This is a genomic window from Luteimonas terricola (assembly GCF_004352845.1).
GTDB classification, from domain to species: Bacteria; Pseudomonadota; Gammaproteobacteria; order Xanthomonadales; family Xanthomonadaceae; genus Luteimonas; species Luteimonas terricola.
In genome coordinates this window covers 52,299-76,700 of record NZ_SJRX01000001.1, presented here as the reverse complement: position 1 = coordinate 76,700, position 24,402 = coordinate 52,299, and the positions used below count along the sequence as shown (strand labels likewise).

Annotated in this window: 18 protein-coding genes and 2 tRNA genes; 4 read left to right on the top strand and 16 right to left on the bottom strand. The window is 67.9% G+C overall.

The window, feature by feature from the left end; all coding sequences use genetic code 11:
- Positions 1-41 precede the first annotated feature (41 nt).
- Complete coding sequence (locus E2169_RS00350) at positions 42-821, top strand: polysaccharide deacetylase family protein (RefSeq protein ID WP_132984642.1); 780 nt, start codon at positions 42-44, stop codon at positions 819-821.
- 28 nt (positions 822-849) lie between these two features.
- Complete coding sequence (locus E2169_RS00345) at positions 850-1,851, top strand: glycosyltransferase family 2 protein (protein ID WP_132984641.1); 1,002 nt, start codon at positions 850-852, stop codon at positions 1,849-1,851.
- A gap of 34 nt (positions 1,852-1,885) precedes the next feature.
- On the opposite strand, the gene E2169_RS00340 is transcribed toward E2169_RS00345, so the two are convergent.
- Positions 1,886-3,010, bottom strand: a complete 1,125-nt coding sequence (locus tag E2169_RS00340; RefSeq protein WP_132984640.1) for a glycosyltransferase family 2 protein — start codon at positions 3,008-3,010, stop codon at positions 1,886-1,888.
- Between the two features lie 165 nt (positions 3,011-3,175).
- On the opposite strand from E2169_RS00340, the gene E2169_RS00335 reads away from it, so the two are divergent.
- Complete coding sequence (locus E2169_RS00335; protein ID WP_132984639.1) at positions 3,176-4,321, top strand: hypothetical protein; 1,146 nt, start codon at positions 3,176-3,178, stop codon at positions 4,319-4,321.
- 25 nt (positions 4,322-4,346) lie between these two features.
- On the opposite strand, the gene E2169_RS00330 is transcribed toward E2169_RS00335, so the two are convergent.
- From E2169_RS00330 to E2169_RS00325, 3 genes are all read right to left on the bottom strand, one after another.
- Positions 4,347-6,143 (bottom strand): FG-GAP repeat domain-containing protein, encoded by a 1,797-nt coding sequence (locus E2169_RS00330; protein ID WP_165942276.1) that lies wholly within the window; start codon positions 6,141-6,143, stop codon positions 4,347-4,349.
- Complete coding sequence (locus E2169_RS14145; RefSeq protein ID WP_165942275.1) at positions 6,125-7,825, bottom strand: hypothetical protein; 1,701 nt, start codon at positions 7,823-7,825, stop codon at positions 6,125-6,127. Before E2169_RS14145 ends, E2169_RS00330 begins: the two co-directional genes overlap by 19 nt.
- 176 nt (positions 7,826-8,001) lie before the next feature.
- On the bottom strand, positions 8,002-9,108 hold the full coding sequence (locus E2169_RS00325; RefSeq protein ID WP_165942274.1) for a glycosyltransferase family 4 protein: 1,107 nt from the start codon (positions 9,106-9,108) through the stop codon (positions 8,002-8,004).
- Between the two features lie 317 nt (positions 9,109-9,425).
- On the opposite strand from E2169_RS00325, the gene E2169_RS00320 reads away from it, so the two are divergent.
- Positions 9,426-10,133: a class I SAM-dependent methyltransferase gene (locus E2169_RS00320; RefSeq protein WP_132984636.1), complete on the top strand. Its 708-nt coding sequence runs from the start codon at positions 9,426-9,428 to the stop codon at positions 10,131-10,133.
- A 47-nt stretch (positions 10,134-10,180) separates the two neighbouring features.
- On the opposite strand, the gene E2169_RS00315 is transcribed toward E2169_RS00320, so the two are convergent.
- The 12 genes from E2169_RS00315 to E2169_RS00260 all read right to left on the bottom strand — a co-directional run bounded on the left by E2169_RS00315 (position 10,181) and on the right by E2169_RS00260 (position 24,286).
- Positions 10,181-11,842 carry a right-handed parallel beta-helix repeat-containing protein gene (locus tag E2169_RS00315; protein WP_165942273.1) on the bottom strand — a complete coding sequence of 554 codons (1,662 nt, stop codon included), beginning with the start codon at positions 11,840-11,842 and terminating at the stop codon, positions 10,181-10,183.
- Between the two features lie 50 nt (positions 11,843-11,892).
- Positions 11,893-13,179 (bottom strand): acyltransferase family protein, encoded by a 1,287-nt coding sequence (locus tag E2169_RS00310; RefSeq protein WP_132984634.1) that lies wholly within the window; start codon positions 13,177-13,179, stop codon positions 11,893-11,895.
- 140 nt (positions 13,180-13,319) lie between these two features.
- Positions 13,320-13,396, bottom strand: a tRNA-Arg gene (locus tag E2169_RS00305).
- 64 nt (positions 13,397-13,460) lie between these two features.
- A tRNA-Ser gene (locus tag E2169_RS00300) sits at positions 13,461-13,553 on the bottom strand.
- Between the two features lie 84 nt (positions 13,554-13,637).
- Positions 13,638-13,844: a carbon storage regulator CsrA gene (csrA, locus tag E2169_RS00295; protein WP_132984633.1), complete on the bottom strand. Its 207-nt coding sequence runs from the start codon at positions 13,842-13,844 to the stop codon at positions 13,638-13,640.
- Positions 13,845-13,994: 150 nt separating this feature from the next.
- Positions 13,995-16,652: an alanine--tRNA ligase gene (gene alaS / locus E2169_RS00290; protein ID WP_132984632.1), complete on the bottom strand. Its 2,658-nt coding sequence runs from the start codon at positions 16,650-16,652 to the stop codon at positions 13,995-13,997.
- A 95-nt stretch (positions 16,653-16,747) separates the two neighbouring features.
- Complete coding sequence (locus E2169_RS00285) at positions 16,748-17,311, bottom strand: regulatory protein RecX (protein ID WP_132984631.1); 564 nt, start codon at positions 17,309-17,311, stop codon at positions 16,748-16,750.
- A gap of 2 nt (positions 17,312-17,313) precedes the next feature.
- The gene (gene recA / locus E2169_RS00280; RefSeq protein WP_132984630.1) at positions 17,314-18,393 is read right to left on the bottom strand and encodes a recombinase RecA; all 1,080 of its coding nucleotides are present in this window, start codon (positions 18,391-18,393) and stop codon (positions 17,314-17,316) included.
- 201 nt (positions 18,394-18,594) lie between these two features.
- Positions 18,595-19,275 (bottom strand): transcriptional repressor LexA, encoded by a 681-nt coding sequence (gene lexA, locus E2169_RS00275; RefSeq protein ID WP_132984629.1) that lies wholly within the window; start codon positions 19,273-19,275, stop codon positions 18,595-18,597.
- A gap of 33 nt (positions 19,276-19,308) precedes the next feature.
- Entirely contained in the window at positions 19,309-20,991 is a 1,683-nt protein-coding gene (locus tag E2169_RS00270; RefSeq protein WP_132985413.1) for an ABC1 kinase family protein, read from the bottom strand.
- A gap of 16 nt (positions 20,992-21,007) precedes the next feature.
- The gene (locus E2169_RS00265) at positions 21,008-21,514 is read right to left on the bottom strand and encodes a CinA family protein (protein ID WP_132984628.1); all 507 of its coding nucleotides are present in this window, start codon (positions 21,512-21,514) and stop codon (positions 21,008-21,010) included.
- Between the two features lie 126 nt (positions 21,515-21,640).
- Positions 21,641-24,286 (bottom strand): TonB-dependent receptor, encoded by a 2,646-nt coding sequence (locus tag E2169_RS00260; protein WP_132984627.1) that lies wholly within the window; start codon positions 24,284-24,286, stop codon positions 21,641-21,643.
- Positions 24,287-24,402: the final 116 nt, after the last annotated feature.

Here is a 24,402-nt window from a genome sequence, read left to right as displayed (position 1 = left end):
ATCCCGCCATCCTGCGCCGCAACCCGCGGAGGACACGGGCCTTGAACATCGCCAGCCTGATGTACCACGACGTGGTCACCGCGGGCGAGGACGACGAGAGCGGCTTCCCGGGACCTTCCGCGGCCTCGTACAAGCTGCTGTGGCCCCAATACGAGGCCCACGTCGGGCGCCTTGCCGCCAGCGGACTGCGGTTCCCGCGCGTTGACGCCGCCGACGCCTTCGCTCCCGGGCATTGCCTGCTCACCTTCGACGACGGCGGCGCCAGCTCCCTGGCCGCGGCCAGGGTCCTCGATGCCCACGGCATGACCGGGCACTTCCTGATCACCGGCGTCCGGATCGGCACGCCGGGCTTCGTCAGCGAAGCCGACCTGCGCGCGCTCGCCGCCACAGGACATGTCATCGGCAGTCATTCGCACACCCATCCGGTCGACATCTCGCGCCTGTCCGCAGCGGCGATGGCGGCGGAATGGCGCGACAGCGTCCACCGCCTCGCCGACGTGCTCGGCGCCCCCATCGAAGTCGCATCGATCCCCGGCGGCTTCTACACGCGCGAGGTCGCCGCGTCCGCCTTCGCCAGCGGAATCCGTTACCTGTTCACGTCGGAACCCATCACCGCCGTGGCCCGCCAGGGTCAGGGGCTGCTGATCGGCCGCTATGCGCTGCAGCGAGGCATGGGCCCGGAGGCGGCCGCAGCGTTCGCGCAGGGCACTGGCACTGCGCGACAGCGCCAGTGGCTGTTGTGGACCTTGAAGAAACCGGCGAAGCGCTGGGCCAGGCCGGCGTACCAATGGCTCAGGCGACACAGCTTCGGCGGAACGTAAGGCCCGGACTGACAGAGGAAGCAGACGGATGGACCAGGCTGTCACCATCATCATCACGCCCCGGGATCGCTACTCCGGACTCGACGAATGCATCGATGCGGTCTACCGCCATACGCCGCGGCCCTTCCGGCTGTGGATCATGGATCTCGACTACCCGGCCTCGATCATCGACCCCGTGCGCAGGCAGCTGCAGGGGCGCCCGGACGTCCGCTTCTTCGAACTTGGCCTGTGCACGCCGATGGACGCGCTGCGCGAGGCGCAGCCGCTGATCGACACGCCCGCCGTGGTCCTGCTGGACAACGACTCGCGCGTCACCGAAGGCTGGCTGCCGCCGCTGCTCGACGCCATGGCCGATGGCCATGCCGTGGTCACGCCGCTGATCCTCGAGCGCGAAGGCGTCGACCGTGGCGCACCGCTGCGCAACCACCTCTACACCGGCGAACTGCGCGTGGTCGACGTCGAGGGTACGCCCTACCTCATCGAGCACAAGCATTTCCGCCGCACGGACGTGCCCGACCTCCCGAACGAGCGTTCCGGGACCGGCACCTTCGAGCTGCACTGCGTGCTGTTCGACGGCGACGTGTTCAAGCGCATCGAACTGCCATCGATGGTGATCCGCGAACACCTCGACATCTCGTTGCAGGTCGCAGCGATGGACAGGACCATGGTGGTCGAACCGAAGTCGGTGATCCATTTCGACAACCTCGGCACGCGGATGGCGCTGTCGGACATGCGCTTCTTCTTCTACCGCTGGGGCCGGAAACTGACCGCCCCGTCGTCGCGCCTGTTCGAGCGGCGCTGGGGTTACAACTTCTATTCCGAACAGTCGATGTACAACTGGGTCGTGCGGCGCAAGGCGTTCCTGGTCGCGCGCTGGCTCGGTGCCCCGATCGGCATCGCCAACCGCGCCACCCAGGTCGCGAAGAAGCTGTTCTGCAGGGACTGGGATCCGCTGCCAGATCCCGATGCCGCGTCGCGCCCGCTGCTGGCCACGGGCGTCCCGCCCCAGCACAGCCACGACCTGCGTTGAGCCGGCGCGCCGGCCCGGCGCGGATCGACGCGCCTCACCACAGATGCAGCCTGCGGTTCCCGATCCAAGTGAAGAACGCCTGCGCGGCGTATACGTTCATGTGCGCGAACGCAGATGCGACCCGCACCGGCAGCAGCCTTGCCATCGGCGGGACGATGCGCGCCAGCACCACCAGCATGGCGAACAGCGCCAGACCCGCGGCGGCCAGCTGGTAGATCCCATGGCGGCCAGCCAGCGAAGCACTGGCGACCGCGAACGCCAGCAGCAGCCACGGCGACAGCAGACGCAGCAGCTTGTGGCTGACGAAACGCAGCCAGGCCGGATTGACGCCGGGCACCAGCAACCACGGCGCCAGCGAAACCAGCTGGAAGTTGCCGGCAAGCGTACGCAACTTCCGCCCTCGCTCCTGGGTACTGTCGTGCGAAGGCCGGTCCCAGGCCACAGCTCCCTCCTCCATCACCACGCGGTGTCCCGCGCGCAGCACCTGCATCGGCACGAATACGTCGTCCAGCACTGTTCCTGCCGGCACCATCGGGAACAGCCGGCGACGCACCGCGTAGAGCGCGCCGCTGACCCCGATCGCCGAGCCGCTGGCGCTTTCGGCCAGCCGGATCACCTTCTCGTACTTCCAGTACGCATCGACGCTGGCCGCGAAGCCCGTTTCCGGATTCTCGAAGCGCAGTTCCCCGGCCGCGACGCCGACGGTCGGATCGTCGAGGCAGGACACCAGTCGTCGCAGCGCGTCGGCTTCCACGCGCTGGCGGACGTCCACCATCAGCAGCAGTTCGCCGGTCGCGGCCGCCACCGCGTCGTTGAGGCAGGCCGCCTTGCCGCGGCGTTCGGCGTACTCGAGCACCGTCACCGCTCGCCCGACGTAAGCGCGGGCGATCGCGGCCGATGCATCGCTGCAGCCATCGCAGGCCACGACGATGTCCAGCCGCCCGCGCGGATAGTCGAGCGACGACAGGTTGTCGAGCTTGGCGGCCAGCTCGCCGGCACCGTTGTGCACCGTCATCACCACGGTCACCGCCGGCTGCGTGTCGCCGCGCAGGACGGGCCTTGGCCTCACACGCGCCAGCGCAAGGACCAGCGCGGGATAGCCGACATAGGTGTAGCCAAGCAGCAAGGCGACGACCCAGAACACGACGATGGCAATCATGGAACTCCGCGCTCTACCCGCTGCTGATGTAAACGCGAGCCGCCCCGGAAAGCGGACCCGCGACGACGCCCGCAACCGCCGCACCGGACGAACGGCCGGTCAAGGTCGGGGAATCCGTTCTCCTGGCATCACACCATGTGCTTCAGGACGAGATCAGGCCACGCCATGCACCCAACCGAACCGCTGACTCTTGAAGGACACACACTGAAGCGGGACGCTTCCGGAACGGTTCTTTCAGGGCATGTGGATGGCGTCGAGCTTTACTACAGGACGGATGCCAGCCGCGAGCTGGCGGACGGCGCCGAACCGTTCCTGTGCGCGATGCTGGTGCCGGCGATGGCGCAGGGACGGGACATCGTCATCCCCGACGGCCTCGCCGCCTCCAGGGAGCTCCTGGACAACATCGACCGGCTGCAGGACATCTACGCCGTCTGGTACCCGGCGTTCAAGAAAGTGGACATCCGCGTCGACATCCGGCCCGGCGAACCTCCCGCAGTCGAACGGGGGCGGGGACTGCTCTTCTCCGGGGGCCTGGATGCCTGCCACAGCCTGCAGAAGTACGGCGCCTCGGTCGATACGCTGATCTATGTCCGCGGCATCGACATGCAGCTCGACGAGGACGAGCTCTATCGGCAATGCCTGGAGAGCAACCTCGAGATCGCGGAAGCCTACGGCAAGAGGCTGGTGGCGATCGAAAGCAACGTGCGGTTCTTCATCCGCAAGGTATCGCGCTCGGACATCGGCTGGGGCGTGGCCCAGGGCTGCGGACTGGGCAGCCTGGCCAACGTGCTCGGCATGCCTGTGACGTACATCAGTTCAAGTGCCGCCTACGACGACCTGGGTCCCACGGGCTCCCACCCGCTCACGGATCCACTGTGCTCATCGGATCGGGTGCGTATCGAGCATATCGGCTGCGAGTCGCGCCGCCACGAGAAACTGCTGGAAGTCGCCAGGGATGATTTCCTGCTGCAGCGCATCCGCGTCTGCTGGCAGGACCAGGGACTCAACTGCGGCAAATGCGAGAAATGCCTCCGCTTCCGGATGGCGCTCACGCTGGCCGGACTGCGCAGCCGCAACTTCGAGCCACTGACCGACTTCGCGGAGCTCGATCTCGCCCCGATCAACAGCCCCACGCACTACGTGGACTGGGAAGACAACCTGCGGCTGGCGCGGGCGATGGGCAATGCCTCCGCGTGCCGGGAACTGGGCAGACGGCTGCGGCGATACCGCGAGCGGCAGTTGCTGAAGCAGATCGACGAACTCTGGCTCGGCGGCACCATCAGGAGGCTGAAGCGAAAGGCGTCGGGCTGACGCGTCGCCGACCCCGAGGCCCGGGCTATCCGGGCTCGCGAAGAACGATTCGCAGCCAGCGCTGGAAATCGCGCCACCACACCACCGCCTTCGGCGTGATGCGCACCACGCGCTCGGCTGCGATCCCACTCCCGTGGGCGGGTTCCAATGGTGGTGTCCCTGCAGTGGCAGTGGCAGTACCGGTCACCGTCGCGGCGGCCGGGACCTTGGCAGCCGCGCTGACACCTGGCTGCGGCGCGGTCGGCGGAACGAGCGGCTGCGCGCCGTTGACCGGCACAGGAGACGGGGCGGAGACGCAGTTCGTCGGCGGCTGCAGCGGCCAACCCTTGCCTGGGCGCCACCCGGTCAACATGCAGCCGTTGCGATAGACGATGACTTCCTGGTTGCTCGCGACGTTGGAAAAACGATGGACAGGCCCACCGTTCGGGAAGCGGACCTCCAGGTCGACCGTCCGCTGGCCGGAAAGCCCGGTATGCAGGTGGGTCTGGGGGTGCTGTTCACCGACCGCCACATGCATGTGCGACACCAACTGGCTCGTACCAGGGCGGTACCAGCGCACATTGGCGCCGACGCCGTCGCTGTTGCCGCCGCCGCCACGCACGCGCACCTTCATCCAGCGATTGCCGTCGGTGTCGGTCGTGTTGCGCCACAGCCCGATGTTGCTCTGGAACTGGGTCTTGACGATGTCGAGCCGGCCGTCGTTGTCGAAGTCGGCGACGTCCGCGCGCGGCTTGCCCGACTGCCATCCGCCCGCCGCGTCTCCCGACGCCTGGCCGAAGTTGGTAGTGGTGGACTCGGTGAACGTCATGTTGCCGGTGTTGCGGTAGATCCGGACGGAATCGCCAACGCCCGCGACCATCAGGTCCTGCAGGCCATCGTTGTCGAAGTCCGCGGCGATGATGTTGCCGTAGTCGCTGGCGGCGATCGCGGACAGACCCGAAGCGGACGACACGTTGATGAATCCGCCCGACCCGTTGTTGCGGTAAAGCATCGCCCGGGTGCTGTTGCCGAACTGCGGGCCATCGAGGTGGAACAGGTCGAGGTGGCCGTCATTGTCGAAGTCCGCGAGCAGGATCTGCATGAAGCTGCCGCCAGTGAAGGCCGGTACCTCCACCCACGTCAACGTGCCCCGGTCATTGCGCCAGTATCCGCCGTTTGCCGGCTGCACGATATCGGGCCAGCCGTTGCCGGTGACGTCTCCGACCACCTGGAGCGCGGGGCTGCCGGACGCCGGACGCAGTTGCGTCAGTGTCGCGATGTTCAATACCTGCCGGCTGTTGGTGATGACCTCGAGGTTGCCGCTGCCGGTGATGTCCGCGAACGCGCAGTAGCCCTCGCAGCCGCTCTCCTTGGCGGCGAAACGGGGCATGAAGGCACCGGCGGTCGATCCGTTCCGGTAGCGGGCTCCCAGCGCAGAGCCATGGCGGCCCCAGAAATCCTGCTTGCCGTCGCCGTTGAAGTCCAACCGCGTGACCCAGCCGGAGATCAAGGGCTGCCCTTCGAGGTAGTACCTGGCCTCGCTGTTCGGGACGTGACGGAACGTGCCGCTGCCGTCGCAACTGTTGTTCCAAAGCTGCGAAGTCGCACCCCAGTCGCTATGCGACACGATGAACGTATCTGGGCAACCGTCGCTGTTGAAGTCGACGAACAGCGCGTCAAAGCGATAGTTCGAGTCGTGCAGCGTATCGATCCGCTGGGACGCTTCGTTGGTGAAGGTCAGTGGTCCCGCGGCCCTCGCATCCGTACTGGCGCCCATGACGCCAAGCAGCAGCGGGGCCGCGATCAATAAGAGGTGACGCTGTTTCAATGCGCAAGCAACCATGTGAACTCCGGGTTTCGATTTTGCCAATTGAATGCACGCGCGGTATGTGACACCGCGGCGCAGTCGGGGTTGAGATACCTGGACAACTGATCCGCACGCAGCGACAACTTTCGACGCCACTCCGGATCCGTTTCGAAATGACGCGCCGCGGCGATCGCCATCATCAGCTCGGGATTGTGTGCATCGGACCCGTAGCCTTCGTTGTTCTGGATGTCGACGACCTTCTCGACCGGCGCGGTTCCGGAAGAGAAGTACCAGCCGACGATGCCGCCGGCGTTGCATCGCGAACGCCAGCTGCCTGCCAGTTCGTCCGGTGCAAAACCGTGCTGGTCGAGGTAGCGGCCGAAATCGCGCAACATCACCGGGATGCGCTCGTCCCGGGTCACCAGCCATGCGCGCCAGAGCCCACCGACGATGTTCGCGCCCATCCACGGCGAGGCACCGCGGACGTCCGTCGCCGGGTCGTAGTCGCTGCCCTCGTGCGCCTGCCAGGAATGGGTCCAGGCGCCGGTGACCGGATCGCCGTCGGGTGGCGTCTGCTGGTGGTCGAACAGCCAGCCCAGCAGATCGTCGATGTGCTGTTTCGTTGCCGGGGAACCAGTGAGTTCGTAGGCCGAAACCAGGTGCTCCAGCGCCAGGCCGGTGTGCCTCTCGGTCCACGCCTGGCCCGCGCCCTTGTATGGCCCCAGCGGCGCCGACCAGCCGCCCTTCACCTGGTTGTCGACCATGTGCTGCGCGATCGCGCCGTCGATCCGGGTGTCGTCACCCGCCAGCGCTACCAGCAGCAGGTGCGGCGTCAGGTAGCTGTACTTGGTGTCGCAGGCGTTGACGCCGTCGAACTCCCAGCCCCCGGTGCAGTCGGGCCAGCCACCACCACGCCCCCCGGTCTTGATCTTCGACAGGTAGAACGTCGCCGAGTTGTAGAACTCGGCGAAAAACTCGGGCCGTCCGTTGCGCACGTACTGCAGACCGATCACCGACGGACGATCGAACAGGAAGCCGTGGCTCCCGGAATAGGCGATATCCCTTGCCCACTGCCATTGGCGGTCGACATAGCGGTCGTAGGCCCGCTTGCCGTCGTACGCCAACTGGGGGCCTGCGATCTGCGAATGGACCAGCCACTGCGGATCAAGCGTGGCGATCACGCGCGGAACCGGCGCATCCATCTTGCCGGGTCGCGTGCCGCGGTCATACGGTTCTTCGCCGATCGACTTCGTGCGCGGCTGGCCGGTGTCGAATCCGTAAGCCTGTCGCGGATCAGCGAAGAACTGCACCTTGACTGCGCGGACGCTGTCGTCCAGCCAGTGCCAGCGCAGCGTCGGCTTCACGAACGCGGGCACTTCCACGCCTTCGCCGTCGACGATGCGCAGTGATGCGGCATCGGTCAGCTCGCCAGGCGCGAAGGGGATTCCCAGGCTGACCAGTTCCCGGACGCCAAGCTCGGCGTTGGGCATCAACGCAATGGTGCGGGGTAAAGCCGGCCGGGGCGATGCCCCGGCCGTCACCGACGTCTCTTCAATCACCACTGGCAAGGCAGCCTGGCAGCCGCCCGCAAATCCAGGCAGCACGACGAGCGCGCACAGCCACAGGGCCCGCGGAACGGCAACAGTGACGCGTGGATAGTGGTGGAACGACCCCATGAGGTACGCGCGTCTCCCGCCGTCGCGCGCCGAAGCGGCCACGGGCAGTGCAGCTACAGGAACCGGTCCCCCCGGCGCACAATTATAAGGGTGGAGTTGACACTAGCCGCTGCAACCACGGCAATTTGTGAAATTGGTCACATTCGACGATCAAGAACCAGACAGGTGCCCCCGGGCGCCAGCGACGCAACCAGACCAGCGCGGGCCGCTGCGGGCGGCTAAAGGCGCAGGTATATCTGCAGATAGTCCTGGGCGTAGCGCCGCTGGCTGAACTGTTGGCGCGCATGCACGACCGCCTGGCTGGCGAGTTCCAGCCGCCGGTCCTCGTTGGCCACCACGTCCTCCAGGACCTCGGTCAGCGCCTCGACCGATGCTACCGGCGCCAGGCACCCGGTCCGCTGGTCGATCACCACTTCGGGTATTCCACCGACCCGCGCAGCCGCCACCGGCACCCCGCAGGCCTGCGCTTCGGCCAACACCAGTCCGAACGCCTCGTTTCGCGCGCCGTGGAGCAGGACGTCGAATGCCGGGAACCAGTGCTCGAGATCGGTCTGGAAGCCCAGCACGCCGATGCGATCGGAAAACTCCGGAGCGATCAGCGACCGTATGCCCGATTCCTGGCGGGCGTTGCCGCGGCCAAGCACCAGCAGCCTTGCGTCCCGCGCCGGGTTGCGTCTCAGGAATGTCTGGAACGCACCGATCGCGAGATCGACGCCCTTCTCTGGCCCGAAATGACCAACGACGCCGACCAACAGGGTTCCCTCGTCCACGCCCGCGAGCCGCCTGCTACGCGCGCGCGCGGCAGGATCGGGCCTGAAGCGGTCCAGGTCGATGCCGAGCGGGACGCACGACACCTTGCCCGCGCTGAAATAGTTGCGGTCGATATAATGCTGTCGCCGTTCCTCCGACGCGGCCACCACCGCGCCCACGCGCAGGCTCACCAGGGCATTGCGCATGCGGTCGCGGAAGCGCGCGGTCTCGATGTCGCGCGTCCGGTGGAAGGTCATCAGCATCGCGGGGGGCCCCCATGGCATCGCCAGCGCGGCCATCGCCTCGCTGGCCGCGTCGTGCGTATGCACCACGTCGATGGCGTGCTGGCGGCAGTAGCTTGCCAGCCGCCGACGCGCCACGAGGTCGAACAGACTCCTGCGGGCCAAACAGAGGTTGCCGTCGAACAACGCACGCTCGTCAGGCCCGGAACCGAATTCGTCCAGGCATCCCAGGTGACTGCGGACGCCCAGCTCCTGCAGCCCGTGCGCCAAGGCTGCGATCGCCTCTCGCCTGCCACCGTTGTGGTAGGAGAGGGTCAGGTGCAGGACCTTCATGGTGTCGACCGCCTGCACCGCCTGCCCATCAGGGCCGGCAGTGTGGGAACAGGGACAGGGGGAGACCGGAAGGAGGCGCATGTCATACAGGGGCAGGACGGCCTTGTTGTGTCGATTCGTTCACGAAGGAAGTTCCGGCATGCCCCCTGCATATTCAAACGCGAAACGATGCCGCAACCGGCCCGACCCATCGTGCGACGGCCGCATTGCGCTTTCGATCACGTGTATATGGATGGCCCCCGGTCGGGACTTGCGACCGTCGCCTGACGCAAGATGCCGCCGCCCGGGCCAAGCGACCGACCGGACAAGGAGCATGCATGACGCCTGACCAGGCCTACGACGGATTCGCCGACGTTCCGGCGCACTTCCGCCGCAACTCACCGCTGGACCCCCATCAGCGCAGGCGCCACAACGCCGTGCTGGCGCTGCTTCGCGGGCTGCCACCCGGACGCGTGCTGGACTACGGCTTCGGCTGGGGCGACATCACCTGCCAGGCATCGAAAACGCATCCCGACATCCATGCGGTCGATGTCGAACCGCGCCGCGTCGACTTCGCGCGCAGCGAGTACGCGCCGATCCCGTTCGACCTGTGCCGCGCCGACGGGCTCGACTTTCCCGACGCCAGCTTCGACATCGTGCTGTCGATCGTGGTGCTGCCGTTCGTACCCGACGACAACGCGTACATGGCCGAAGTCCGGCGCGTGCTCCGCCCGAATGGCAGGCTGATCGTCGCCACCAGGACGACGCCGTTCCTGCCACGAGCGTGGCGACGTCTGACCGGACAGCGCACGCCCCACGGCCCTGCTTCCCAGGGGCTCCGCCATCACGATGCGGCGGACACCGCGGCCCTGCTCGAACGGCACGGCTTCGAGATCGTGCGTCGAAGCGCTTTCTACGATCCGCCGTTCGAAGCCCGGAGGAACATAGTCGACCTGCTCAATAGCATGTGTGAAGTCGGAGGCATGACGCTGGGCATCGCGGATGTCGCCCCCTACCCCCTGTTTCTTGCGCAGCGCAGAGACTGACGGCACGCGTCACTGCGCGCCGTTCTGCAGCCGTCCATCCCACGGTTTCAGCGAACCGCTGAAGCCTCCCGCGTGGACAGGTCATCGAACCAGCGACTCAGCTTCCACCAGAGCTTCACGATCGGGGGAGTGATCCGCACGGTCCCGTTCTGCAGGCCCGGACTCCTTGTCGCAGGCTGGCCGACCCCTGGACTGTCCATCCTCACGGCATCCACCGGACCGGCCGGCGGCAACGACGGGCTGGGGCTGGCCACTGCGTCCGAAGCCGCCTGTGCCGGAGCCGCGGAACCCAGGTTGGTCGGCGGGATCAGCGGCGCGGCGCCATTCCTGGGGGTAGGTGCCCCGCCGCCCGTGGTGCTCTCAAGCGCACCGATCTCGATCCGCGTGCCGGGCGCGCGCACCACTTCCGCGCCGATGGCCATCTTGGCCCGCTGGGGCGCATCGAACTGCGGCAGCAGCAGCGGCGACGGGAACGGGAAGCCCGGAGGCGCAGCCGGCGATGGATTGCCCGCCGACACCAGGGGGCTGTTGGCGAGCGGACGCAGCTGGAACTGCGCGATGTTCGCCAGCAGCGGATCCGCGCCGCGGTAGGTGCTGGTGAGTTCGGCTGGAACCAGGGTCGCCGAGGTCTGCACCCAGTTGTTCGAACCGGCGACCTTGCGGCCGCTGGACCAGGGTTCCTTGCTGGTCGGTGCACAGTAAGGCGTCTCCACTTCCGAGGCCGCGTGCACGCGCATGATGTTGGGCGCCGCACCGGCACCGGTCTGGTAGATCACGTTGTTGTGCAGTTCCACCGATTCCTGGCCCAGCTGCACGAGTACCGCGTTGGCGATGCCCGACCGGGTGAACAGGATCGTGTTGTTGACCATCCTCAGCCTCCCCTGGCTGCGGCCGTTGAGGTCTCCGCCGGTGCGGATCGCATTGCGCCAGCTCGAGGTGTGGATGATGACGTTGCCGACCAGGTCGACGTCCTCGCGCCGCAGCCCGGGCGACCAGCCGGACTGCTGCGTTTCGCAGTCAGGGCCGATCAGCTCCAGCTCCTGATAGGCGGAGCCCTCGAACCAGTTGTAGTAGATCAGCGCGCGTTCGTGCCGGTTCTTCAGCAGGCTGCCGCCGTTGCCGCTGTGCACGTAGTTGAAGCGCATCAGGAACACCGAGTCGGGGTAGGCGACCTGATCCGACTGCATGTAGATCGGGTGCCTGTGCGTGCCGGCGCCGGAGTTGTAGATCTCGCTGTATTCCAGCGTGAACGAGCCCGAGTTGTTGTCGGCGCCGAGGATGCCGTGCGAAGGGCAATCGCGCACGATGCTGTCGCGCACAGTGACGTCATGCGCCTCGCTGAAGATGCAGGACGAGGTGCCGCCCCTGACGTCGAAACCCTCGAACACGACGTGGTTGGACTGTTGGAACTTGATGGTGTGGGACCCGCCCTGCAGGACCGGCCGCGTAGAACCCGTCGACCGGTTCCAGCGGAAGGTCACCGGATTCCCGGGCGCGCCCCGGTCACTGCTGCGAACGATGACGTTGCCGCTGTAGGTCGTGCCGCCGTCGACCAGCACGACGTCGCCTGGCTCGAGGTCGACGCTATCCACCAGGGTGGTCAGCTGCGTGTACTGCCGGCCGGTTGGCCCGACCGTGTAGGTGGCCGCAAGCAGCGGCAGGGGTAAGAGGAACAGGAGCGATGCGGACAGCAGGCGGGATGGATGCATGACAGGGCCTCGTGTACCGGACAAAGGGGGGATTCCGGGCATCGGCCAGTCTAGCGCGACCCGGCCCCGGCATCCGCGGGAACGGCCGCGGTCCGCGACGTCGGAGGAATATGAACGGGCTGGCCGCCCCCCGCCAGCGGGTGGCGCATTGACGCAAACCTGGACTTGAGCCGGTTGATCGGCGATTCAAGCAGCCGGAAGCTGAGATGGCTGACCAGCACCGCGAACAGGGTTTTCGCAAGCAGCGACGGCAGGCCGTAGCTGTCCAGGTCGATCGACACCAGCGTGAGCGCCTTGGTCAGCGCGACCTCCGCGGGCCGCTGCAGGATGTACAGCCCGTAGCAGAGGCCTCCGAGATACACCAGCCAGCGCATCCTGAGGAATGCGGATGCGCGGCTTCCCCTGTACCGCAGCGCCCCCGACACCGCGACCAGGAAGTACAGCGCCAGGAAGCTGTAGCCAAAGACCCTGCAGAAGAACGTGTGCCTGTCGAATCCGCCGCTGGCGAAGATGACCAGCCCCAGTGCTGTGAGTGCCGGCAGGGCGATCGACAGCAGGTGCGCCGGCAGCCTTCCGCCGGAGCGCAACAGAAGGGCCAGCCAGACCCCGACACTCAGGTTGTCGAGCCTGGAGATCGTCGCCAGGTACTGGATCCGCTCGTTGTCCGGGAATGCCAGGAGCATCGCCAGCCGGAACAGCGGCGAAAGCACCATGAACCCGATCAGCACGCGCTTGAGCTGGATGGTGTCCAGGTGGCGGATCAGGAGCGGGCACAGCAGGTAGAACTGCTCCTCGATGGAAATCGACCACAGCGGCGCCAGGAAATAGGCCGGCTCGGTTCCGGTGATGGCTTCCCGGATGTTCCCCGCAAACAGGAAGTACCAGAGCGGGCTGCCCGACTCCTGGATGAACCCTGTCTCGAGGTACCCGAGGCCGTGGATGACCATCTGCCCGACCGGCACCACGATGAAGAGCAACAGCAGCAGTGCGTAGTAGAGCGGAAAGATCCGCAGCACGCGGCGCGCATAGAAGTTGGAGAAGTACTTCCCGTCGCTCCTGGTGTCCAGCAGGATCCCGCCGATCAGGAAGCCGCTGATGACGAAGAACAGGTCGACACCGATCCATCCCAGATGGGCCACCGGGGACCATTCTTCAAAGAAGCCGCCGGTCCTGGGCCAGAAGTGGTGGATCGTGACCATCAGGATCGCGAGACCCCGCAGCCCCTCGAGCTCGACGATCTTCCCCCGGAAGTCGATTCCGCTTTCCGGCGCGTGCAGCAGTGCATGCGGCGTGCCGGGCACCACGCGAACAGTGTCCGCCGCAGTCGCTGCCACCACTGGCCGACTCCCGAGGTTTGTCCGTGATGAACAACGGGGTTCGCGGGCGGATGGGGACGTCGATGAGCAGCGACGGGGCCGTGCCCTGGAATGCAAAAGGGCCAACGAGCGCTAACCCGTTGACCCTTATGCTTTTCTTATGGTGCGCCCGGAAGGATTCGAACCTCCGACCCCCAAGTTCGTAGCCTGGTGCTCTATCCAGCTGAGCTACGGGCGCGTTGCGCAGAAGCGGAATTATGCAGGGGCTGCCATGCCCCGTCAATCCTGTTCCGCCTTGAAACTGGCGGAGAGTGAGGGATTCGAACCCTCGATAGAGCTATAAACCCTATACTCCCTTAGCAGGGGAGCCCCTTCAGCCACTCGGGCAACTCTCCGGGTGATGCGGTTCCCGCGGACTGGAAGGCCGACGCGGTGCGTAAGAATACCGGCTCGACCTGCAGCCGGCAAACCCTTTGACGCTAGTCCTCGTCGCCGTTGCCGTCGCTGGCAGGCGTCGCCGGCTCGTTGCGCTGGATGCGCTGGTAAATCTCCTCGCGATGGACCGAGACATCCTTGGGCGCGGTGATGCCGACACGCACCTGGTTGCCCTTGACGCCGAGCACGGTCACGGTGACCGAGTCTCCGATCATGAGCGTCTCGCCAACCCGCCTGGTCAAAATCAACATTTAAGGAACTCCTGGGGCCGGGTCTTGCGCCCGGTCGCGCGTGGAAGGCTCCCGTCCGGCGGCCTTCCGTGATGGTTCACACAAGTGAACCATGATAGCGAGCCACCGGGCTGCGGTGTGTATGCAAAAAGTAACGGACACCGGCCAGGTTCAGGCCAGGCGTGCGGCGATCCATGCCGGCACGGCTGCCAGGGCGGCCTCCAGCGCGGGGCCGTCCTCGCCACCACCCTGGGCCATGTCCGGCCGGCCGCCGCCCTTGCCGCCGACCTGCGAGGCGACATGGGACAGCAGTTCGCCGGCCTTGACCCGGCCCAGCGCCGAGCCGCTGACGCCAGCGACCAGGGCCGCCCGTCCATCGCTGGCACCGGCCAGCAGCACCACGGCATCGCCGAGCTGCTGCTTGAAGCGGTCCAGTGCGTCGCGCAGCGCCCGGGCGTCGAGGCCCTCGATGCGGGCCGCCAGCACCTTGATCCCGTCCACGTCGACCGCGCCCGCGGACAGGTCCGCGGTGGCGCTGCTTGCGGCGCGCGCCTTCATCGCCTCGAGTTCGCGCTCGAGCTTCTTCTGGCGGTCGAGCAGCGCACGCAGCTTGTCGGTGACCTCGGCCGTGGTGCCGCCCAGCAGGCGTGCCGCTTCGGACAGGCGCGCTTCTTCCGCCGCGACATGGTCCAGCGCGGCGCGCCCGGTCAGCGCTTCGACGCGACGCACCCCGGCGGACACGCCGCCTTCGGACACCAGCTTGAACAGGCCGATCTCGCCGGTGCGGCCGACGTGGGTGCCGCCACAGAGTTCGACCGAGCCACCCATCTTCACCACCCGCACGCGCTCGCCGTACTTCTCGCCGAACAGCGCGATGGCGCCGGCGTCGATCGCCTCCTGCATCGCCATCTCGCGGGTTTCGACGCCGTGGTCGGCGCGGACTTCATCGTTGACCTGGAGTTCGATGCCGCGCAGCGCTTCGGCACTGATCGGTTCGAAGTGCGAGAAGTCGAAGCGCAGGCGGTCGGGCGCGACCAGCGAGCCCTTCTGGGCCACGTGCGTGCCGAGACGCTCCCGGAGCGCTCCGTGCAGCAGGTGGGTGGCACTGTGGTTGAGCACCGTGGTGGCGCGACGCTTGCCGTCGACGCTGGCCAGCACATGGTCGCCCACCGCCAGGGCGCCGGCGCGCTGGCGGCCGATGTGGCCGTGGAACTGGCCGGCGAACTTGCGCGTGTCTTCCACCACGAAGGACACGCCCTTCCCGTCGAGCTCGCCGGTGTCGCCCACCTGGCCGCCGGACTCGGCGTAGAACGGCGTGCGGTCGAGGAACACGATCGCCTCTTCGCCCGTTTCGACGCGCTGCACCGGGCGGCCGTCGCGCAGCAGCGCCACGACCTCGAGTCCACCGGCCTGCAGGCTGTCGTAGCCGAGGAAGCCGGTCGGCTCCATCCGGGCGACCAGCTCCGCCGGCAGCGTGGTGCCGCCGCCGAACTTGCCGGCCGCGCGCGCGGTCTCGCGCTGCTGCTCCATCGCGGCGTCGAAGCCGGCCGTGTCGACCTCCATGCCGCGCTCGCGCGCCATGTCGGCGGTCAGGTCGAGCGGGAAGCCGTAGGTGTCGTACAGGCGGAACGCGTCGGCACCGGGGATCGTGCCGACGCTGCGCGAAGCCACCTCGTCGAACATGCGCATGCCGCTGTCGAGCGTTTCGGCGAAGCGCTCCTCCTCGGCCAGCAGCGCACGCTCGACCAGGGCGCGCTGCGCGCGCAGCTCCGGATAGGCATCGCCCATCAGCGCGTCCAGGGTCGCGACCAGGCTGTGGAAGAACGGCTTGCGCACGCCCAGCATCCAGCCGTGGCGCAGGGCGCGGCGGATGATCCGGCGCAGCACGTAGCCACGGCCCTCGTTGGACGGCAGCACGCCATCGACGATGAGGAAGCTGCAGGCGCGGACATGGTCGGCGATCACGCGCAGCGACTTGTTGCCCAGGTCCTCGGTCGCAGTCAGCACCGCCGCCTCGCGGATCAGCGCCTGGAACAGGTCGATCTCGTAGTTGCCGTGCACGCCCTGCAGCACCGCCGCCAGACGCTCCAGGCCCATGCCGGTGTCCACGCAGGGCGCCGGCAGCGGGTCGAGGCGACCGTCGGGCTGGCGGTCGAACTGCATGAACACCAGGTTCCAGATCTCGATGAAGCGGTCGCCGTCCTCCTCGGGCGAGCCCGGGGGGCCGCCGGGGATATGCGCGCCGTGGTCGTAGAAGATCTCGGTGCAGGGCCCGCAGGGGCCGGTGTCGGCCATCTGCCAGAAGTTGTCGGAGGCGAAGGGCGCGCCCTTGTTGTCGCCGATGCGGATGATGCGGTCTTCCGGCACGCCGATCACGTCGCGCCAGATGCCGTGGGCCTCGTCGTCGGTGTGGTAAACGGTGACCACAAGGCGCTCGGCGGGAATCTTCCACACGCCGGTCAGCAGCTCCCAGGCCCAGGCGATGGCGTCGCGCTTGAAGTAGTCGCCGAACGACCAGTTGCCCAGCATCTCGAAGAAGGTGTGATGGCGCGCGGTGTAGCCGACCTGGTCGAGGTCGTTGTGCTTGCCACCGGCCCGCAGGCAGCGCTGCACGTCGGCGGCGCGCACGTAGCCGGGCTTCTCGGCGCCAAGGAACACGTCCTTGAACTGGACCATGCCCGAGTTGGTGAACAGCAGCGTGGGGTCGTTGCCGGGCACCAGCGACGCCGAGGGCACGATGGTGTGGCCACGGCTGCTGAAGAAATCGAGGAAGTCGCGGCGGATATCGGCCGTGGTGGGCCGCGTGGGGGTCTGTTCGGGGGCTGGCATCGGGGCTTGATTGAATAGTGGGTGCCGGGCGCTACGCCCGGATTCCACTAGGTTAGCAGGACGCGACTGGCCCGAATCACTTATGCCGCGGCCCGTCAGCCTTCGTCGATATCGAAGGCCGTGGCGGCCCGGACGGTGTCCCCGCCGAAGCCGCGCCGGAACAGGAAGTCCGCGGCCTTGCGGCGCAACGCCAGGTCGTCAGCCACGCCCGGACCATGCCGTCGGCGCACCAGGTCGCGCGCCACGGCCAGCCAGTCGTCGTCGCCCGCCTCGGCAAGGGCCTCGAACGCGGCCCGGATCGCGTCGTCGCCAAGCCCGTGGGTGGACAGCTCCGCACGAATGCGCAGCGGACCATAGCCCGCATGCGAGCGCATCCGCGCCAGGCCGACGGCGAAGCGGTCATCGTCCTGCCAACCGGCCTCGGCCATGCGCGCGACCGTGGCTTCGGCCTCCGCCTCGTCCACGCCGCGCGCCTCGAGCTTGCGCGCGAGCTCCTTCCGCGAGTGCTCGCGGCGCACCAGGAGCCCCATCGCGCGCTGCGCAGGCGTCAGCTCCGGCCGCCGCCTGCGCTGGCCTCCAGCGCCCTGCCCTGCGGGCTCCGGGGATCCCTCGCCGGAACCCTGCCCAGGCCCGGCGCTGCCGGTACGCCGCCGCGCCATGCTCAGGCCTTGGCGTCCTTCGCGGCCTTGCCACCCTTGGCCGGGGCATCGACAGCCTCGTCCCCGGCCTTGTCCACGGGCGCGACAACGACCGGCGCCATCTTCGCGCGCAGTTCGGCTTCGATGCGCTGGGCCACCGCGACGTTCTCCTTGAGGTACTGGCGGGCGTTCTCCTTGCCCTGGCCGATGCGCTCCTCGCCGTAGCTGTACCAGGCGCCGGCCTTCTCGATGATCTTGGCCTCCACGGCCATGTCGATCACCTCGCCCTCGCGGCTGATGCCCTCGCCGTAGAGGATCTCGGTGATGACCTGCTTGAACGGCGGCGCCATCTTGTTCTTGACCACCTTGATGCGGGTCTGGTTGCCGATGATCTCGTCGCCCTTCTTGATCGCGCCGATGCGGCGGATGTCCAGGCGCACCGAGGCATAGAACTTGAGCGCGTTGCCGCCGGTGGTCACTTCCGGACTCTGGCCCGGCATCATGATGCCGATCTTCATGCGCAGCTGGTTGATGAAGAACACCATGCAGTTGCTGCGCTTGATGTTGCCGGTGAGCTTGCGCAGCGCCTGGCTCATCAGCCGGGCCTGCAGGCCCGGCAGCTGGTCGCCCATCTCGCCCTCGATCTCGGCCCGCGGGGTAAGCGCGGCGACCGAGTCGATCACCACCATGTCGACGGCGTTGGAGCGCACCAGCATGTCGGCGATCTCCAGCGCCTGCTCGCCGGTGTCGGGCTGCGATACCAGCAGGTCGTCGACGTTGACGCCGAGCTTCTGCGCATAGGTGGGATCGAGCGCGTGCTCGGCGTCGATGAACGCCGCGACGCCGCCGAGCTTCTGGCATTCGGCGATGGTCTGCAGGGTGAGCGTGGTCTTGCCCGAGGATTCCGGGCCGTAGATCTCGATCACGCGGCCGCGCGGAAGGCCGCCGATGCCGAGCGCGATGTCGAGCTGCAGCGAACCGGTGGGAATCACCGGGACCACTTCGGCGACGCGGTCGCCCATGCGCATCACCGAACCCTTGCCGTACTGCTTCTCGATCTGGCCCAGGGCCGCTGCAAGCGCGCGCTTCTTGTTCTCGTCCATCGTGGTGTCCTCAGCTCGTGTATCCGGGAATGTGTGCAGTGTGTCCGCCGGGGGTCGCAGGGGCTGCGACTTCGCGGCGGGCATTTGAAATTAATGGCGACGGCACGCGCGCGTCAGCGGTCCAGGCCGCGGGCGCCGGTGGGGAAATCCCGCGCACCGGCTTCGGCCTGCGGGCGGCCCCGGACCCGGAGGAGCCGGCCATCACCGGTTCGGCCTCACCAGTCCGCAGTAAAGACCCTCGATGGCGAAATCCTGCCCGGGCGCGACCTCGATCGGCGCGTAGTCCGGATTGCGCGGCAGCAGGCGGATGCGGTCCTTGCCCAGCTTCAGCAGCTTGACGGTGACCTCGTCGTCGATGCGGGCGATGACGATCTGCCCCGAGCGCGCGTCGGCGGTGCGGTGCACGCCGATCAGGTCGCCGTCGAAGATGCCCTCGTCGCGCATCGAATCCCCGCGCACGCGCAGCAGGTAGTCCGGCGCCGGGGAAAAGAACGCGCGGTCCATCAGCACCATCTGCTCGCTGCCGATGTCGGCGCCGATCGGCACGCCGGCGGCGACCTGCCCGAGCACCGGGAGTTCCAGCACGTCGGGCGTCCGGGGAGATCCGGCCATGGCGGCTGCAGCCGCGGCCCGCGCCTGCGGAAACTCCAGCACCGCCTGCGGCACCGCCGGTGCACGCAGCACCCGGATCCCGCGCGCCCGCCCCGGCACCCGCTCGATGGCGCCCGCGGCCTCCAGCGCCTCCAGGTGGTACTGCGCGGCGCGCACGCTGCTGAAGCCGAAGGCGCGGGCAATCTCCGCCTGCGACGGCGGCATGCCCTCCTCCGCGATGCGCTCGGCGATCAGCGCGAGGACGGCCTGCTGGGTATCGGTGAGATCCATGGTTAGTAGTAATACTACTAACTCCGGCGGGAATCAACGCCTGTGTGCGCCTTTCCAGATCGAATAGACGATCCACACCCCCACCGCCGCCGCGCCGACGAAGCCGCCCACGCCCAGGGCCATGAGCCAGCGGTTGCCGGTGCCGCCACCGACGCTGTTCATCACGATCGACGAGCCGATGATCAGCGCTGCGGTGATCACGCCCATGGTCAGCCGGCTGGCCGCGCGGTCGACCTGGTCGCCGAAGGTCTCCAGCGTGGGGATATCGATGCGCGCGCCCAGCCGGCCGCCGCGCGCGGCGCGTATCAACCGGCGCAGGTCGCGAGGCAGTTCGGTACCGAGCTCGAGCATTCCCGCCAGGCCGCGCCGTCCGCGCCGGGCCAGCGCCGAGGGTGCGAAGCGGCGCCGCATCACCCGCTCCAGCCAGGGCCGCGCCTCGGTGCTCATCTCGAAGTCGGGATCGAGCTGGCGACCGAAGCCCTCCAGGGTCAGGAAGGTCTTGATCACCAGCGCCAGGTCCGGCGGCAGCACCAGGCCGTGGCTGCGCAGCAGGCCGGCGGCGTCGGACAGCATGGTGCCCATGCGCAGGTCCTTCAGCGGCACGCCGCGGTAGCGGTCGACCACCACCGCCGTGTCCGCCTCCAGGCGCTCCTCGTCGACCTCGCCGCCGATGCTCCAGTCCAGCAGGATGTCGGCGACCGCCTCGGCGTCCTGCACCACCATGCCGTGCAGCAGGCGTGCCATCTCCAGCCGCCGGCGCTCGCCGAGGTGGCCGACCATGCCGAAGTCGATGACCGCGATGCGACCGTCGCGCAGGAAGAAGAGGTTGCCCGGGTGCGGATCGGCATGGAACAGGCCGTCCTCGAGCACCATCTTGAGCACGATGCCGGTGCCGGCGCGCGCAAGCGCCACGCGGTCCAGGCCCGCGGCATCCACCGCCGCAAGGTCGCCGGCGGGAATGCCGTCGATGAAGTCCTGGACGTTGAGCCGCTCCGATGTCCACTGCCAATGCACCCGCGGCACCACCACGCCCGGGTCATCGGCGAAGTTGGCGGCAATCCGCTCGGCGCTGCGGCACTCCGCCGCGAAGTCGAGCTCGCGCCGCAGCGAGTCGCGGAACTGCCGCACCACCTCCACCGGGCGATAGCGGCGCAGGTCGGGCAGCTGCGATTCCACCGCCTCCGCAAGCCGCACCATCAGCCGCAGGTCGGCCTCGACCACGTCGACGATGCCCGGGCGGCGCACCTTCAGGATCACCGCCGTGCCGTCGTGCAGCCAGGCACGGTGCGCCTGGGCCAGCGAGGCGGCCGCGACCGGCACCGTCTCCACCCGCGCAAAGGCCACGTCCGGCTCGACGCCGAGATCCTTGACCAACTGCGGCAGCACGTTCTCCCAGGGCAGCGCCGGCACCGCGTTCTGCAGCAGGCTCAGCTCGGCGATCCACTCCGGCGGCAGCAGGTCCACGCGCGTGGCCAGCACCTGGCCGAGCTTGACGAAGGTCGGCCCCAGCTCCTGCAGCGCGCGGCGCAGGCGCTGCGGCGGCTTCAGCTGTTCCTTGTGCCCGGTCTGCTCCCAGTGCAGCAGCCGGCCGGCACGTTCAAGCACCCCGGCCATGCCGCTACGGCGCACCAGGTCGCCGAAGCCGTGGCGCACGAACACGCTGGCGATCTCCTGCAGGCGTCCCAGGTCGCGGACGCCGGCGAGGGCGTCGAGCATCGTCACCGCGCCATCCTCATAGCAGCCGCTCGAGGCCGCGCAGCGCTTCGGCCACCGTCTGCCTGCGTACCGCATCGCGGTCGCCGGCGAATGCGAACATTTCGGCCTGCGGATAGCCGCCGCGGCGCTTCCAGGCGATCCACACCGTGCCCACCGGCTTGTCCCCGGTGCCGCCGCCGGGACCGGCGATGCCGGTCACCGCCACCGCCACCGTGGCGCCGGAATGCACCAGCGCGCCGGACACCATCTCGATCGCCGTCTCGCGGCTGACCGCGCCGTGCTCCTCCAGGGTCTGCGGGCGCACGCCGAGCAGGGCCTGCTTGGCCTCGTAGCTGTAGGCCGCCAGGCCGCAGTCGAACCAGCCTGACGAACCGGCGACGTCGGTGACGGTCTTGGCGATCCAGCCGCCCGTGCAGCTTTCCGCAGTGACCAGCATGTGGCGGTCGCCGAGCAGCTGCGTGCCGATACTCTCCGCGATTTCGCGAAGGGCATCATCGGTAGGTACAGGAACGGGAACGGGCATCGGGAGGTCCGAGGGCGGCGGCGGGGGGAGAGCGCCGTTGTACCGCAATCGTTCCAGCCTGTCGCCCGCGGACGCGCAAAAAAGCCCGCACATCCGGGGATGCGCGGGCTTCCGGTACCGCGTGGATCAGTAGCGGACGCGCAGGGTCACGCCGTACATGCGCGGCGCCGCCGGGAACGCATTGTAGGTATTGAACGGATTGCCCGGATCGGGGAACAGGTTCTGCAGCGGACCGTCGAAGCCGACCTGCACGTACTCCGTATCGGTGACGTTGGTGCCCCAGAACTCCAGCATCCAACGGCCGTCGTCACGACCAATGCCGAAGCGCGCGTTGACCACCGTGTACGAATCCTGGTGCTTCTCCACGTCCAGGTCCGACCCGGTGTTGTAGTCGCCCATGTACTTGGCGCCGATGTTGAAGCGGCCGACCAGGCTGCTGGAGAAGTCCCATTCGTAGGTCGCAGACAGCGAGCCGGACCACTCCGGCGCGAACGGCATCGTCGCGCCGGGAAGCTTGTACAGCGCGCCCGACGTGCTCAGCGGCGTGCGCTCCACGAAGTCCGGGCCGGGAATGTCGTTCCCGAACTCGGTCTTTGCGTACATCAGTCCGCCCTGCAGCATCAGCCCCGGCACCGCCGCGGGCTGCCACAGCAGCTCGGCGTCGATGCCCGACGAGGTGACTTCGGGGATCGAACGCACCACGAAGCTGGTGCCGAGGAAGCTGTTGAGCTGGAAGTCCTCGTACTCCTGGTGGAACAGCGTCGCGTTCAGCAGCAGCGTGCCGCCGGCCCAGGTGGTCTTGGCGCCCAGCTCGAAGCTGTCGACGAACTCGCCGCCGAACGAGGTGTCGTTGACCGGCATGATGCCGGCGCCGCTGGCGGAGTTGCCGTCGGCCGACTGCACGCGGTCCATGTTGAAGCCGCCACCCTTGTGGCCGCGCGCGAACGAACCGTAGGTCATCACGTTGTCGTTCCAGCGGTAGGCCGCCTTCACGGTCCCCGACCACTCCTTCTCGTCGCCTTCCTGCACGGTCGAACGGCCGCTGTGCAGCGCGTTGCTCCAGGGCAGGCAGGAATAGCCGACGATCTGGCTGGCCGCGCCACCGATGATCTGCGCCTGCAGTTCCGGCGGCAGCATCGCCAGCCCGGGGATGCGCTGGTACAGCGCGCCGCCGACGCGCGCGGCCGGGTTGGCCAGCATCGAGCCGCAGCCGATGCTGCCGTTGGGGTTGCTGTAGTCGGAGACCAGCTCCTTCTTTTCGCGCGTGTAGCGAAGGCCCAGGGTGACATCAAGCGCATCGGTCGCGTGCCAGGTGTTGTTGGTGAACAGCGCCAGGCTCTCCGCGTTCTGCTTGTAGCGGTCGTGCGCGCCCAGTCCGGCGAAGTTGGTGCCGAAGGGCTGTCCGCTGACCTGTGACAGGAACAGCGCGGGGTTCGTCATGTCGACCGGGATACCCAACGGCGCCAACTGCTGCGCCAGCGTGCCGAGCACGAGGTTGCTGATCAGCGACGACACATACGGCTCGTAATGCGCGCCGACGCGATAGGTCTCGGTGCGGTCCAGATCCTCGTCCGAGTAGAACAGCCCGAACATCCAGTCGATCCGGTCGGTGGAGCCGGTCAGGCGGAACTCCTGGCTGAAGGTATCGAAGCCGGTGAACGACTCGTCCTTGTCGGCGTTGCGATACAGGATGTCGGCCGTGCTGAAGTCGTAGTCGAGGCCATTGATGCTCTCCCACTCGCGCGAGGCGGTGATCGAGGTCAGCGTGGCGCCGCCGAACCAGCCCGTCTCCCAGTTGACCTCCGCGCTGACGCCGCTGTCCTTGATCTTCTGCGTGGTCGGACGGTTGCTGTAGGCGACGCGGTCGAAGGGATCGTCGCCGGGCGCTGCCACCGTCTGATGGCCAGCGACGGCGTTGAGCGCCAGCGCGCTCTGTCCCACGACCGTCTGCACCGCTGTGCAGCAGTTCTCGTCGCGGTTGGTGAAGTCGCCCGACAGCAGGATGTCGAGGTTTTCAGTCGGTTCGAACAGCAGCTTGCCGCGGATCGTGTGGAAGTCCTGGTCGTAGTCCTTGTCCTCGGTGCGGGGACCGCTGCCGGTCTCCACGTCCATCCAGCCGTCGCGCTTGCGCTTCGCGGCATAAATGCTGAAGGCGGCATTCTCGCCCAGGGCATCGTTGTAGCTGCCAGCGACGCCAAGCGCGCCATAGTTGCCGGCGGTGATCTCCGCCTCGGCGCTCTGGGTGTAGCTCGGCCGGCGCGTGACGACGTTGATCACGCCCGCGGACGTGTTCTTGCCGAACACAGTGCCCTGCGGGCCCTTCAACACTTCGATGCGCTCGATCTGGCCGAGGTCGCCGAAGCCGACGCTGTTGCGCGGGCGGTAGACGCCGTCGATGACCACGCCCACCGACGACTCGAGGCCGACGTTGTCACCGACGGTGCCGATGCCGCGGATGCGGGCCGTGGTGATCGCCTCGTTCTGGGTGCTGGTCACGGTCAGGCCGGGCACCAGGACCTGCAGGTCCTTGATGTCGCGGACACCGGTGTCCTGGATCAGTTGCTCGTCGAGCACGGTGACCGAGATCGGCACGTCCTGCAGTGCTTCCTCGCGCTTCTGCGCGGTGACCGTGATGCCGGCCAGCGTGGTGGGTTGTTCTTCCGCCGCGGGTGCGGCGTCCTGGGCGTGCGCCGTGGACACCAGTGCGGGGCTTGCGAGGATGGCGAGGAGCGCGGTGGCGAGCGCGTGGCGTTGCAGATGGCCTGAGACCATGGGTGTCCCCCTACTGATGGTGATTTCGCAGTCGTCGTATCGGCGCGGACGCCGCCATGGAACACCATGGCGGCACGCACCGGGCCTGCGTGGGGGGACTGGCCCGGAGCGGCGAT